Source organism: Chromobacterium vaccinii (genome assembly GCF_001855275.1).
Taxonomy (GTDB): domain Bacteria; phylum Pseudomonadota; class Gammaproteobacteria; order Burkholderiales; family Chromobacteriaceae; genus Chromobacterium; species Chromobacterium vaccinii.
The window spans coordinates 4,533,948-4,546,732 of sequence record NZ_CP017707.1 but is presented as its reverse complement, the minus strand read 5'-3'; the positions used below and the strand labels follow the sequence as shown (position 1 = coordinate 4,546,732).

The 12,785-nt window shown below is 68.0% G+C and carries 9 protein-coding genes and 1 riboswitch; of the genes, 7 read left to right on the top strand and 2 right to left on the bottom strand.

The window, feature by feature from the left end:
* Positions 1-7: 7 nt before the first annotated feature.
* The gene (locus BKX93_RS21050; protein WP_145929361.1) at positions 8-190 is read right to left on the bottom strand and encodes a hypothetical protein; all 183 of its coding nucleotides are present in this window, start codon (positions 188-190) and stop codon (positions 8-10) included.
* A 38-nt stretch (positions 191-228) separates the two neighbouring features.
* Here BKX93_RS21050 and BKX93_RS21045 point away from each other — a divergent pair, with 38 nt between their 5' ends.
* Entirely contained in the window at positions 229-1,443 is a 1,215-nt protein-coding gene (locus BKX93_RS21045) for a hypothetical protein (RefSeq protein WP_070981238.1), read from the top strand.
* Between the two features lie 47 nt (positions 1,444-1,490).
* Here BKX93_RS21045 and BKX93_RS21040 read toward each other — a convergent pair whose 3' ends face one another.
* The gene (locus BKX93_RS21040) at positions 1,491-2,972 is read right to left on the bottom strand and encodes a cobyric acid synthase (RefSeq protein WP_070981933.1); all 1,482 of its coding nucleotides are present in this window, start codon (positions 2,970-2,972) and stop codon (positions 1,491-1,493) included.
* A 133-nt stretch (positions 2,973-3,105) separates the two neighbouring features.
* Here BKX93_RS21040 and cbiB point away from each other — a divergent pair, with 133 nt between their 5' ends.
* The 6 genes from cbiB to BKX93_RS21010 all read left to right on the top strand — a co-directional run bounded on the left by cbiB (position 3,106) and on the right by BKX93_RS21010 (position 12,784).
* Positions 3,106-4,044 (top strand): adenosylcobinamide-phosphate synthase CbiB, encoded by a 939-nt coding sequence (gene cbiB / locus BKX93_RS21035; RefSeq protein WP_070981931.1) that lies wholly within the window; start codon positions 3,106-3,108, stop codon positions 4,042-4,044.
* On the top strand, positions 4,037-5,035 hold the full coding sequence (gene cobD, locus BKX93_RS21030; RefSeq protein WP_046158465.1) for a threonine-phosphate decarboxylase CobD: 999 nt from the start codon (positions 4,037-4,039) through the stop codon (positions 5,033-5,035). Before cbiB ends, cobD begins: the two co-directional genes overlap by 8 nt.
* 56 nt (positions 5,036-5,091) lie before the next feature.
* Positions 5,092-5,275, top strand: a riboswitch (cobalamin riboswitch).
* 108 nt (positions 5,276-5,383) lie between these two features.
* Entirely contained in the window at positions 5,384-6,430 is a 1,047-nt protein-coding gene (locus BKX93_RS21025; protein ID WP_070981236.1) for a HoxN/HupN/NixA family nickel/cobalt transporter, read from the top strand.
* Positions 6,427-6,756: a (2Fe-2S) ferredoxin domain-containing protein gene (locus tag BKX93_RS21020; protein WP_046158466.1), complete on the top strand. Its 330-nt coding sequence runs from the start codon at positions 6,427-6,429 to the stop codon at positions 6,754-6,756. The genes BKX93_RS21025 and BKX93_RS21020 overlap by 4 nt, the downstream gene beginning before the upstream one ends.
* Entirely contained in the window at positions 6,753-10,877 is a 4,125-nt protein-coding gene (locus BKX93_RS21015) for a cobaltochelatase subunit CobN (protein ID WP_070981234.1), read from the top strand. Before BKX93_RS21020 ends, BKX93_RS21015 begins: the two co-directional genes overlap by 4 nt.
* Complete coding sequence (locus tag BKX93_RS21010; RefSeq protein WP_070981233.1) at positions 10,874-12,784, top strand: putative cobaltochelatase; 1,911 nt, start codon at positions 10,874-10,876, stop codon at positions 12,782-12,784. The genes BKX93_RS21015 and BKX93_RS21010 overlap by 4 nt, the downstream gene beginning before the upstream one ends.
* Position 12,785: the final 1 nt, after the last annotated feature.

The following is a 12,785-nucleotide window of genomic DNA, read 5'->3' as shown; positions in this document are numbered from 1 at the left end:
CGCCGGATCAACACGCCAGAAGAAAGGCCGCACCATGTCCGAAGTAACCGTCACCATCGGCGTAAGCGGCGACGCCGGCATCGTCAATTTGCCGCCCTACTTGCCTCAAACTCCCGGCGCGCGCAAACGCGGGATCGAAGGCAAGCTGCGAGAAATCCTCAGCGGCGCAGACAGCGACGGCGATGGCCATCTCGCGTACCCCAAGACTTTCCCACTCCCTGGGAGGCAATGGACTTCCTACGCGGCAAACAGATAGGCGCCGGCACCCTAGTGCGCATCAACGTAGCCGACGGCGTCTACACGCTGCCGCCCGGTGCCGTGCTGGATCTGCCCCATCCGCAAGGCGGCCAAATCCAACTGATAGGCAATCAGATCGATCCTGCCAAGTGCGTGTTGATGGCCAACTTTCCGCCCACCAACAACGCAGTGGCATGCTCAAACGGCCATCGCTTCGGCCTGCTGGACGGTTTCCGCGTGGATCTGCCGCAAAAGGCGGGCAAGCCCAACAATGTGTCTGGCATCATCGCCGTCAACGGTTCTTACATCAATCTGGGAAGCAAAATCCAGGTCAACAATTTCTACTACGGCATCAATGCTTCCTACGGCTCGACCATCAACGCGGATTTCGCTCAGGTGAGCAATGCCGGCGATGTCGGCATCTGGGCGTTTTGCGGATCGCAAATCAGTGCCCGCCATGCCCGCTCCAGTAATTGCGTGGACCGGGACAATCAATGGGGCTACGGCTTTCAGGCCGAATACGCATCGCAGATCGACTGCGAAGGCGCTTATGCGAGCGGCAACCTGAACGGCGGCTTTGCCGCGCTGTCCGGTTTCGTCACCCGCGCGCTCAACACCATCAGCGAGAACAATCTAGGATCCGGCTATTTCTCATTGTTCAGAGGAGTCGTCGAAGCCTGGGGCGGACAAGCCCGGAGCAACGGCAGATTTGGCTGGGAATGCGCGGATGGCAGCGGCATGATTTACGGCGTGGATTCCCAGCAAGACACATTGGGAACATGCAATCACTACGCCACGCTGGACACCGCCGGCGATCAAGGCCGCCTGCTTGCAACGCGAGGACCGCTGCGCGTGGATACCGCAACACATGAAAGCGTCTACTTCAACACTGGCGGCGGCCTGCAAGCGGAAATCCGAAATCAGGACGACGCCGAAAACCACGTATTCCTGCAAGGCAGCCAAACCGGCAAGCCCGCGCTCGTTTCTGTCGACGGAAAAGATCAGAGCATTGATCTGGCGCTACGCCCCAAAGGCCCAGAAGGGTACATCCAATTAGGCGCAAGCTATCGTGCGGGCACGCCGGCTGAGGCCCGCTTTATCGAGGTCAAAGGCAGCGACGACGCAAAACGCCAGGTGTGGGTAGCAAGCGGCTTCATGGAAATCAAGGACGCAGATGGCGTGATGCGAAAAGTGTTGCTGGCCTGACAAGGCTGCCGATCGAGAGGGCGCGTTGCGCCCTCTTTTTTTACTGATCAGGCTGGTATGACGCCGCTTGGCAACCACGCCGCTATCGGCTCCAGATTGAGATGCTTCTCCAGCATGTCCGCCAGCTTGTCGATATTGGTCTCGCGCAGCGCCGGGTAGTCCAGCGCCTCCGGCTCGGCCAGCCCCGCCCAGCGCAGGATGGCCTGGCAGGCGGCGGGTTCGTCGAACACGCCGTGCAGATAGGTGGCGAAGATCTGGTCGTCTTCTGAGCGCGCGCCGTCGGCCGAGCCGTCGTCGAATCTCACCGCGGGCCTGGCCAAGGCCGGCCCTTGGCTCACCCCCATGTGGATTTCGTAGCCGGCGGCTTCGACATCATCCAATGTCAGCCGGCCGCGCATCCGCGTCAGCCGCTTCTCCGGCGCCAGGGTGGTTTCCATGTCCAGCCAGCCCAGGCCGTCGCCGCTGCCCGGCTCGCTTTCCAATCCATCCGGATCGTGCAGCTTCTTGCCCAGCATCTGCAGGCCGCCGCAGATGCCCAGTACCTTGCCGCCGTAGCGCAGATGGCGGCGCAGCGCCTCCTCCCAGCCCTGGGCGCGCAGCCAGGCCAGGTCGGCCAGCACGTTCTTGCTGCCCGGCAGGACGATCAGGTCGGCCGCCGGGATGGGCTGTCCGGCACGCGCCAGCGTGAACTCCACCTGCGGATGCAGGCGCAACGGATCGAAATCGGTGTGGTTGCTGACGCGCGGCGCGGCCGGCGCGACCACGCGCAGCTTGTCGCCGCCGCCCGACGCGCCGCCGGGCTTGTCCAGGCCCATGCTGTCCTCGGCCTCCAGATGCAGGTCGTACAGATAGGGCAGCACGCCCAGCACCGGCTTGCCGGTGTGCTGCTCCAGCCAGTCGACGCCGGTCTGGAGCAGGGACGGATCGCCGCGGAAGCGGTTGATCACCAGGCCGACCACGCGCGCGCGCTCGGATTCGGACAATAACGCCAGCGTACCGGCCAGGTGGGCGAACACGCCGCCGCGCTCGATGTCGGCCACCAGAATCACCGGGCAGTCCACCGCCTCGGCAAAGCCCATATTGGCGATGTCGCCGTCGCGCAGATTGATCTCTGCCGGGCTGCCGGCGCCCTCGGCGACGATGCATTGATACTGTTCCGCCAACCTGGCGTGCGACTCCAGCACCGCCTGCATCGCGACCGGCTTGTAGCCGTGATAGCCGCGCGCCTCCATATTGCCGATGGCGCGGCCCTGGATGATCACCTGCGAGCCGGTATGGCTGTTGGGCTTGAGCAGCACCGGGTTCATATCGGTGTGCGGCTCCACGCGGCAGGCCAGCGCCTGCACCGCCTGCGAGCGGCCGATCTCGCCGCCGTCAGCCGTCACCGCGCTGTTCAGCGCCATGTTCTGCGGCTTGAACGGCGCCACCCTCACGCCGCGCCGGGCCAGCAGACGGCACAGGCCGGTGGCCAGCGCGCTCTTGCCGGCGTCGGACGTGGCGCCCTGGATCATGATGGTTTTGGCGGTCATGGTGATCTCCCTGCGCATGGATGGCTGACAACGCTTAGAATGGCGGCTTGATTCATTCCGGCCGCCCAAAGCGCGACAGACTTGCGCATTGGATAATACCGAGCGGCGGCCGGCCATTATATAGGGCCGCTTGTTGAATTCCGCATTGTTTCTGCCGATCGCGCTGCTGCTGGACCGCTTGCTGGGCGAACCGCCGCGCTGGCATCCGCTGGTCGGCTTCGGCCGGCTGGTCAAGGCCATGGAGCGGCTGGCCTACCCGGCCGCGCCGGAAGCTGAGCCGGTCTGGCGCATGCGGCTGCGCGGCGCGGCCGCCATCTCGCTGCTATTGGCGCCCTTCACGCTGGCCGCCTGGGCGCTGGCGAAGCTGCCGCTGCTGGAGATTATCGTTCCGGTTGCCCTGCTCTATCTGGCAGTCGGCGCTCGCAGCCTGGCCCAGCACGCCGAGGTGGTGCGCAAGGCATTGGCCGAAGGCGATCTTCAACTTGCCCGCGAGCGGGTGGGCTGGATCGTCAGCCGCGACACCAGCGAACTGGACGAAGCCGGCGTCGCCCACGCGACGATCGAGTCGGTGCTGGAAAACGGCAGCGACGCCGTCTTCGCCGCGCTGTTCTGGTTTCTGGTTCTGGGCGCGCCCGGCGCGGTACTGTACCGGCTGGCCAACACGCTGGACGCGATGTGGGGCTACAAGAACGATCGCTACCTGCACTTCGGCTGGGCCGCCGCCCGCTTCGACGACGCGCTGAACTATCTCCCGGCGCGGCTGGCCGCCCTCACCTATCTGCTGCTGGGCCATGCCGCCAAGGGCTGGCGCTGCTGGCGCACCCAGGCGCCGACCTGGTACAGCCCCAACGCCGGCCCGGTGATGGCGGCCGGCGCCGGCGCGCTGGGCGTCAGCCTGGGCGGCGGCGCGCGCTATCACGGCCAATGGAAGGAACGTCCGCCGCTCGGTTGCGGTCCCACTCCCACGCATGAAGACATCGGCCGCGCGGTGCGGCTGGTCAACCGGGGCATGTGGCTATGGGCGGCGTTGTCGCTGGCGGCCGCCATCTTGATCGGAGCGATCCATGCTTGAACACGGGGGCGGCCTGCTGCGCGCCGCGGCCGAATACGGCATTCCGGCCGGAGACTGGCTGGACCTGTCCACCGGCGTCAATCCCAATGGCTGGCCGGTGCCCACTTTATCCGCTGACAGCTGGCTGCGGCTGCCGCAAAACCATGACGGGCTGGAGGCGGCGGCGGCGGAATATTACGGCAGCGACAAGCTGCTGGCCGTGGCCGGCTCTCAGCCGGCGATCCAGCTGCTGCCGCGGCTGCGCGCGCCCTGCCGCGTCGGCATGCTGGCGCTGTGCTACGCCGAGCATCCCCACCACTGGCAGAAACGCGGACACCAGCTGTTCCGGCTGTCTCCGGACGAGCTGGCAGCCGGCATCGACCAGTTGGACGTGGTGTTGCTGTGCAATCCCAACAACCCCACCGGCGACCGCTTCAGCCCGGCGCTGCTGGAAAGCTGGCGGCAGCGGCTGGCCGCGCGCGGCGGCTGGCTGGTGGTGGACGAGGCGTTTCTGGATGCGGCGCCGGAGGACAGCATGCTGCCGCGCATCGGCAAGCCGGGACTGATCGTGCTGCGCTCGATCGGCAAGTTCTTCGGCCTGGCCGGCGCGCGCGCCGGATTCGTGTTCGGCTGGCCGGAACTGCTGCAGGCGCTGGCCGAGGAGCTGGGGCCATGGACGGTGGCTGGCCCGGCGCGCGAGGCGGTAAAGCTGGCGCTGCGCGACATCGCCTGGCAACAGACGATGAAAACCAAGCTGCAGCGCGACAGCTCCAGGCTGCAACGCTGCCTGGAGCGGCACGGCCTGCCGCCCGCCGGCGGCTGCGAATTGTTCCAGTGGGCACCTGGCGCGCGCAGCCTTTCAACGCACCGCTACCTGGCCGGCCGCGGCATCCTGACCCGCTACTTCGAATCCATCCCCAGCCTGCGCTTCGGCCTGCCCAAGACCGACGCCGACTGGGTTCGGCTGGAGCAGGCGCTCACCGACTGGCGGCGGCACGACATCCGCGATTGAGCGAACGCGACGGAGCCCGGCGCGGCGGTTCACAGCATCGGCGTTGTCACGTATGATCCAGTCCAATCAATGACGGTGCCCCTAGAGGGTGAAACGGGAACGCGGTGCGAAACCGCGGCTGCCCCCGCAACTGTAAGCGCAGAGTCCACGCCTGACGCCACTGGCCCCTAGCAAGGTCGGGAAGGCGGCGCCGGACGACGACGCGCGAGCCAGGAGACCGGCCGTCATACGTGTCGACGCAAGCAGAAACCGGGCGGGGTGTACCGGGGGATACGCACATGCGCCGCCCATGAAAAACCAGCGGACTGTGCCCTCGCTTGCGCGACGTGAATCGTCTCCGAGGGCACCATGCATCCATCCACCGCGCCGACCGCCGGCCGTCGCCTGGCGCGCCACGCGCCCATTCTCGCCGGTCTGATCCTGGCCAATCTCCTGGCCTGGGCCTGGGCGTTCGCCGCCTTCGCCGATCACCCGGCCCAGCTCGCCACCGCGCTGCTGGCCTACCTGTTCGGCCTGCGCCACGCGGTGGACGCAGACCACATCGCCGCCATCGACAACACCGTGCGCAAGCTGATGCAGGAAAAACGCCGGCCGTCGACGGTGGGCCTGTTCTTTTCCTTGGGCCACTCGGCGGTGGTCGTCATCGCCGTGGCGCTGATCGTGTTCGCCGCCAGCGCGCTGCAAAGCCGCGTGACTGGCTTCAAGGAAATAGGCGGCGTCATCGGCACCAGCGTGTCGGCCTTCTTCCTGCTGACGCTGGCGCTGATCAACCTGTCGTCCTTGCGCGCGGTGTGGGGCGCCTTCCGCCGCGCCCGCGCCGGAGAAGCCATCTGCGACGAGCAGCTGGACCTGCTGTTGAACAACCGCGGCCTGATCGCGCGCATGCTCAAACCCCTGTTCAAGATGGTGACCAAGAGCTGGCACATGCTGCCCATCGGCTTTTTGTTCGGCCTTGGCTTCGACACCGCCACCGAGATCGGCCTGTTCGCCATCGCCACCTCGCAAAGCGCCCACGGCGTGGCGCTGTGGCACATCATGGTATTCCCGGTGCTATTCGCCGCCGGCATGGCGCTAGTGGACACGCTGGACAGCATGATGATGGTGGAAGTCTATGGCTGGGCCTTCGTCAAGCCGGTGCGCAAGCTGTGGTACAACCTGACCATCACCTTCGTCTCCGTCATCGTCGCCGTCGGCATCGGCGGGCTGGAAGGCCTGGGCCTGCTGGCCGACAAGCTGCAGCTCACCGGCGCTTTCTGGGACTGGATCGCCGCGCTCAACGACGACCTGGCCCACTTCGGCTACTTCGTCGTCGCCGTCTTCCTGTTCACCTGGATCGCCTCCGCCGGCATCTACAAATGGAAGCGCTTCGACCAACTGACGCCGGAGGCGCGATGAGAACCCACGACAAACACGTGCTGATGTGCACCGGCCCGCGCTGCACGCCCGACGGCCAGGGCTCGGAAGCGATGTTCCTGCACCTGGGCCGCACCATAGACGCCTGCGAAGGCCTGCGCGCCAAGCGCACCCGCAGCCACTGCTTCGCCGTGTGCAAGGAAGGCCCGGTGATGGTGGTGTACCCGGACGGCGTCTGGTACCGCAAGGTCAGCGAAGCCGACGTCGAGCGCATCGTCTGCCAGCATCTGAAGGACGGCTCGCCCGTCGAAGAATTGATCTTCCATAAAACCGGCATCGGCGACATCGCCCCGGAGACCCAGGCATGAGCGCCGAAATCGCATTGCTGAGCCACGCCGGCACCGACCTCGCCGCGCTGTCGCGCGCGCGCTGGCCTGAGGATTTCCCCGCGGTCGCCGGCATCGCGCTGCAAGGCATAGCCGACGAAGCCGCGATGCAGACACTGCTGGACGGCCAGCTTGCCAACGCCCGCGCCATCGTGCTGCGCGTGCTGGGCCGCGCCGACGCGATACCCGGCCTGGAGCGGCTGCTGGCCCACGCCCGCCGCGTGCAATGCGCCGTCATCGTGGTCAGCGGCACAGGCGAGCCGGATCCGGAACTGCAAGCGCTATGCAGCGCGCCGGTATCGCTGCAGCAGGATGTCCACGCCTATCTGCAGGCCGGCGGCAGCGCCAACCTGGGCGAGATGATGCGCTGCCTGGCGGATAGACTGCTGCTGACCGGCTTCGGCTACCAGAGCCCGCTGCCGCTGCCGGAGCACGGCGTCTACCACCCGGAGCTGGCCGCGCCCTGCTCGCTGGAAGATTGGCTCGAAATCCGCCATCCGGACTGGCCGACCGTCGGACTGTGCTTCTACCGCGCCCACTGGCTGTCCGGCAACACCCGCTTCATCGATCTGCTGGTGGACTGCCTGGCCGAGCGCGGCGTCAACGCGCTGCCGGTGTTCACCTCGTCCTTGCGAACGATACAGGAAGGCGGCCTGCCGGCGGCATTGGCGCTGCTGGCCGATCCGCGCGCCAAGGTGTCCTTGCTGATCAACACCACCTCGTTCGCGATGGGCGACATCAACAACGACGGCCCCACCCAGCCCGGCTGGGCGGTGGAGGCGTCGGACCGGCTGGATCTGCCAGTGCTGCAGGCCATCACCAGCAGCATGACCCGCGAGCAGTGGGAAGCGTCCGACCGCGGCTTCAACCCGCTGGACACCGCGATGAACGTGGCGCTGCCAGAGTTCGACGGCCGCATCATCGGCGTGCCGCTGAGCTTCAAGCAGCCGGCCGAGGCCGGCCAGGCCGAGCAATACGCGCCGCTGCCGGACCGCGCCCGCCGCCTGGCCGGCATCGCCGCCCGGCTGGCCCGGCTGCGCCATGTGGAAAACGCCGGCAAGCGCATCGCCTTCATCTTCACCAACTCCAACAGCAAGGCCTCGCAGATCGGCAACGCGGTGGGCCTGGATTCGCCCGCGTCTCTATACTCGATGCTGCGCGGCATGCAGACACGCGGCTACCAGATGGCGGAGCTGCCGCCTGACAGCGACGCGCTGATGCACGAGCTGATAGACCGCGGCGCCTACGATCAGGATTACCTGACCGCCGAGCAGATGAAAAACGCCGCCGCCCGCGTGCCGGCCAAGCGTTATCAAGCCTGGTTCGACGAGCTGCCTGACGCGCTGCGCGACAAGATGCTGCAGCGCTGGGGCCAGCCGCCGGGCGGCGCCTACGTCGACGGCGACGAACTGGTGTTTTCCGGCCTGGATTACGGCAATGTCTTCGTCGCGCTGCAGCCGCCGCGCGGCTACGGCATGGACCCGGACGCCATCTACCACACCCCGGACCTGCCGCCCACCCACCACTACTACGCGCTGTACCGCTGGCTGCGCGACGACTGGCGGGCCGACGCCATCGTCCACGTCGGCAAGCACGGCACGCTGGAATGGCTGCCGGGCAAGGGCGTGGGCCTGTCGCAGAACTGCTTCCCGGACGCGCTGTTGGGCGACATGCCTCTGTTCTACCCCTTCATCGTCAACGATCCGGGCGAAGGCTCGCAGGCCAAGCGCCGCGGCCACGCGGTGATCATCGACCACCTGACCCCGACGATGACCACCGCCGACAGCTACGGCCCGCTGGCGCAGCTGACCCAGCTGGTGGACGAGTACTACCAAGTGGAGCTGTTGGACCCGAACAAACTGCCGCTGCTGCAGCAGCAGATCTGGGACCTGATCAAGGAAGCCAAGCTCGACACCGACCTGGCGGCGATGCTGAAGCACGACCATGACCACGGTCATGAACACGATCACGACCATGGCCATCACCATGGCCACGACCATCACCCGCATGGCGGACACCAGCATGCGCCCGCCGCCGTCCACGGCAAATACCGGCCGCAAGCGGCCAAGCCGACGGCCGCGATGAAACCGGCGACGGCCGCGGCGGCGAAATACCGCCCGGCCAAGGCCGAGCACGGCCATGGGCACCATCACCACCACGATCATGGCGACCATGGCCATCACCACGACCACCATGACCACCATCATCATGATCATCACGGCCACGACCACCACGACCATGACCACGACTGGGACGACACGCTGAACGAAGAAGGCGTGCCCTTGAGCCTGGCCAAGATGGACGGCGTGGACGTCGCCCACCTGATCGAGGACATAGACGGCTATCTGTGCGAGCTGGGCGCGGCGCAGATCCGCGACGGCCTGCACGTGCTCGGCAACGCCCCGCGGGGCGAGGCGCTGATCGACATGCTGCTGGCGCTGACCCGGCTGCCCAACCTCGGCATCCCCGGCCTGCCCGCCAGCGTGGCGGCGGCCTGCGGCGGCGACTGGCCGCTGTGGCAGCAAGACCAGGGCAAGCGCCTCTCTGAGACGCCCACTGCCTTGCAGACCTTGGCCAGCCAAGCCCTGGTCACCCGCGCCGACGCGCACGACGCGGTGCTGAAGCTGGCGCGCGCGCTGATCGCCGAGCTGGCCGCGCGCGGCTACGACGCCACCGCCATCCCGGCCGCCGTCGAATGTGTACTGCCCGGCATTGAGCCGAACGCCGATCTGGAACGGGTGCTGAACTTCGTCTGCGCCGAGCTGTGTCTCAAGCTCGCCCGCACCGCCGAAGAGATAGACAATCTGCTGCGCGGCCTGGAGGGCGGCTACGTGCCGGCCGGCCCCAGCGGCGCGCCGACGCGCGGCATGGCCCACATCCTGCCCACCGGCCGCAATTTCTATTCGGTGGACCCGCGCAGCCTGCCCTCGCAAGCCGCCTGGCGCATCGGCGACGGCCTGGCGCGCGAGATGCTGGCCCGCCATCTGAAAGAAACCGGCCAATATCCGGAATCAGTTGCCATCAGCGTGTGGGGCACCAGCGCGATGCGCACCCACGGCGACGACATCGCCGAAATCCTGTCGCTGCTCGGCGTCAAGCCGCGCTGGCAGCAGGAAAGCCGCCGCGTGCAGGGCCTGGAAATCATTCCCCTGGCCGAGCTGGGCCGGCCGCGCATCGACGTCACCGTGCGCATCAGCGGCTTCTTCCGCGACGCCTTCCCCCATCTGATTGCGCTGGTGGACGAGGCGGTGCACACCGTGGCGCGGCTGGACGAGCCGGCGGAGCAGAACTTCCTGCGCAAGCACTACCTGGCCGACTTGAAGAACGAACTCTTAGGCAAGCTGCCCGACGCCGACGCGCAATCGCTGTACCGCGTGTTCGGCGCCAAGCCCGGCAGCTACGGCGCCGGCATCCTGCCGCTGATCAACGAGCAGAACTGGCAGAACGACGCCGACTTCGCCACCGCCTACGTCAACTGGGGCGGCTACGCCTACGGCCGCGAGGCCAACGGCGCCGACGCCCGCGATGCGCTGCGCCACCGGCTGGCGGGCGTGGAAGTCGCCCTGCACAATCAGGACAACCGCGAGCACGACATCTTCGACAGCGACGACTACCTGCAATACCACGGCGGGATGATCGCGACGATACGCAGCCTCAGCGGCCGCCAGCCGCGCGCCTTCTTCGGCGACAGCCACAATCCGGAAGCGCCCGCGGTGCGCGGCCTGAAGGAGGAAGTGCTGCGCGTGTTCCGCTCGCGGGTGGCCAACCCCAAGTGGATCGCCGGCATCCAGAAGCACGGCTACAAGGGCGCGCTGGAGCTGACCGCCACCGTCGACTACCTGTTCGGCTACGACGCCACCGCCCAGGTGGTGGACGACTGGGTCTACGAGCAGCTGGCGCAAAGCTACGCGCTGGACCCGTCTATGCAGCAGTTCTTCGCCGACAGCAACCCATGGGCGCTGAACGCCATCACCGACCGCCTGCTGGAAGCCGCGCAGCGCCAGCTGTGGGCGGAGCCGGACCCCGCCACGCTGGCCGCCCTGCGCCAGCTGCACCTGGATAGCGAAGCGCTGCTGGAAGCGCGCGGAGAAAACCAAGCATGAGCTCGACTTACCCCTTCGCCGCCATCGTCGGCCAGGAACAACTGAAGCAGGCGCTGCTGATCTGCGCCGTCGATCCGACGGTCGGCGGCGTGCTGGTGCGCGGCGACAAGGGCAGCGCCAAGAGCACCGCCGCCCGCGGCCTGGCCGCCGTGCTGCCGGCCATACGCCGGGCGACCGGCTGCGGCTACAACTGCGAGCCCGACCATCCGCTGCCGCTGTGCCCGGTGTGCTCCGGCGACGCGCGCGCGCTGCATGACGGCCCGGTGCCCTTCATCAACCTGCCGCTGGGCGCCACCGAGGACCGCGTGCTGGGCAGCCTGGACTTCGAAAAGGCGCTGCAGGGCGGCAAGCAGGCGTTCAAACCCGGCCTCTTGGCGGCGGCCCACCGCGGCATGCTCTACATCGACGAAGTGAATCTGCTGGCCGACCACCTGGTGGACGTGCTGCTGGACGCAGCCGCGATGGGCGTCAACACCGTGGAGCGCGAGGGCCTGGCGGTCAGCCACCCGGCGCGGGTGACGCTGCTCGGCACCATGAACCAGGAAGAAGGCGATCTGCGGCCGCAGTTGCTGGACCGCTTCGGCCTGATGGTGGACGTGGCCGCGCCGCGCGAGCCTGCCCTGCGCGCCGAGGTGGTGCGCCGCCGCCTGGCCTTCGAGGCCGACCCGGCCGGCTTCGCCGCCCAATGGCAGACCCACAGCGAGGCGATGCGCGAAAACATCGCCGCCGCCCGCGCGCTGCTGCCGCAAACCCGGCTCAGCGATAGCCTGTTCCACTTCGTCAGCGAGCTGTGCTGCGAATTCGACGTCAGCAGCCTGCGCGCCGACATCGTGCTGAACAAGGCCGCGCGCGCGCTGGCCGCGCTGGACGGCCGCGCGGACGCCAGCGCAGAAGACATCCGCGACGCCGCCCGGCTGGTGCTGCCGCACCGCCGCCGCCGCAAGCCCTTCGAACAAAGCGGGCTGGACCAGGACAAGCTGGAGCAGATGACGCGGCAGGCGTCCAATCCGCCCCCTCCGCCGCCGCAGGACCAGGGCGACGCCACGCAGCCGCCGCCGGACGCCGACGGCGAGCAGGAGCCGAGGCCTTCCGGCCATGGTTCGGAGCAGATCTTCGCCGCGGCGCCGGCCGGCGACATCGCCCGCATCCGCGTCCAGGCGCCCTCGTCCGGCGACGCGGCCGGCCGCCGCAGCGACGGCGCCAGCCGCCAGCGCGGCCATTACGTGCGCGCCGAGGCCAACCCGCAGCCGGCCCAGCTGGCGGTGGACGCCACGCTGCGCCACGCGATCTTGCGCGATCCGGACCACTTCGCCGTCACCCGCGCCGACCTGCACGACAAGGTGCGCGTCGCCAAGCAGGGCAATCTGATTCTGCTGGTGGTGGACGCCTCGGGATCGATGGCCGCGCGCCAGCGGATGAAACAGGTCAAGGGCGCCGTGCTGAGCCTGCTGGAAGACGCCTACCGCCGCCGCGACCAGGTGGCGCTGATCGCCTTCCGCGGCCAGCAGGCCGAGCTGCTGCTGCCGCCGTGCAACCGCGTCGAGCAGGCCGAACTGGCGCTGCGCGAGCTGCCCACCGGCGGCCGCACGCCGCTGGCGCACGCGCTGGCGCTGGCCGCCGACACGCTGTCCCGCCAGCTCGGCGGCCCGGCGCCGCTATTGGTCATCCTCAGCGACGGCCGCGCCAATGTGGCGCTGGACGGCGACGGCGACCCGTGGCGGCAGGCGCTGGACCTGGCCGGCCAGCTGGCCGGCGCGCCGGCGCTGGTGCTGGACACCGAGCAGGACTTCGTCCGCCTGGGCCGCGCCCGCGAGCTGGCCGAGGCGCTGGGCGCGGAATACCTGGCTTGCGACGCCCTCACCGGCGAGCAGCTGACATTGACGATTCAACAAAGACTGGGCCGCTGAG

Excerpts from the sequence above, each read along its gene's own strand:
- BKX93_RS21050 (WP_145929361.1), bottom strand. The coding sequence starts at position 190 with ATGGCCATCGCCGTCGCTGTCTGCGCCGCTGAGGATTTCTCGCAGCTT.
- BKX93_RS21045 (WP_070981238.1), top strand. The coding sequence starts at position 229 with ATGGACTTCCTACGCGGCAAACAGATAGGCGCCGGCACCCTAGTGCGC.
- BKX93_RS21040 (WP_070981933.1), bottom strand. The coding sequence starts at position 2,972 with ATGACCGCCAAAACCATCATGATCCAGGGCGCCACGTCCGACGCCGGC.
- cobD (WP_046158465.1), top strand. The coding sequence starts at position 4,037 with ATGCTTGAACACGGGGGCGGCCTGCTGCGCGCCGCGGCCGAATACGGC.
- BKX93_RS21025 (WP_070981236.1), top strand. The coding sequence starts at position 5,384 with ATGCATCCATCCACCGCGCCGACCGCCGGCCGTCGCCTGGCGCGCCAC.
- BKX93_RS21020 (WP_046158466.1), top strand. The coding sequence starts at position 6,427 with ATGAGAACCCACGACAAACACGTGCTGATGTGCACCGGCCCGCGCTGC.
- BKX93_RS21015 (WP_070981234.1), top strand. The coding sequence starts at position 6,753 with ATGAGCGCCGAAATCGCATTGCTGAGCCACGCCGGCACCGACCTCGCC.
- BKX93_RS21010 (WP_070981233.1), top strand. The coding sequence starts at position 10,874 with ATGAGCTCGACTTACCCCTTCGCCGCCATCGTCGGCCAGGAACAACTG.